This window comes from Pseudomonas sp. 2995-3, assembly GCF_002742565.1.
Taxonomy (GTDB): Bacteria; Pseudomonadota; Gammaproteobacteria; order Pseudomonadales; family Pseudomonadaceae; genus Aquipseudomonas; species Aquipseudomonas edaphica.
Genome location: NZ_LJSB01000093.1, coordinates 1 through 346, shown reverse-complemented (window position 1 = coordinate 346; position 346 = coordinate 1). Strand labels below are relative to the sequence as shown.

Annotated in this window: 1 protein-coding gene; it reads left to right on the top strand. The window is 40.5% G+C overall.

The annotated features are described in order from the left end of the window. Positions 1-140 precede the first annotated feature (140 nt). The coding region (locus AOA62_RS32640; protein WP_218244066.1) for a VOC family protein at positions 141-346 on the top strand (206 nt) is incomplete at its 3' end.

Sequence of the window (346 nt, the reverse complement as noted above, 5' to 3'; positions counted from 1 at the left end):
TTACTTTGGTGAATTTATTTTAGACTGTTTGCATGGTACGGAAAATGCTATGACACAGGAACATGCTTTTCGAGCTGCGGAATTGTGTATTGACGCCCAACTACAGGCTATAAATGTAGAACCAGCTGATATGACAGAAAGTGAGCCTGCTAAGTAAGAATGGAGGGAGACACTTGATAGAGATCAAAGAACTACACCATGTGAGTATTTCAGTGACGGATCTTGATAAAGCCAAACATTTTTATAGTGATGTCCTTGGTTTTCAAGAAATAGAAAGACCAGATTTTGATTTCCCAGGTGCATGGTACAGTCTCGGTTCTCAGCAACTGCACTTGATCGTGTATCC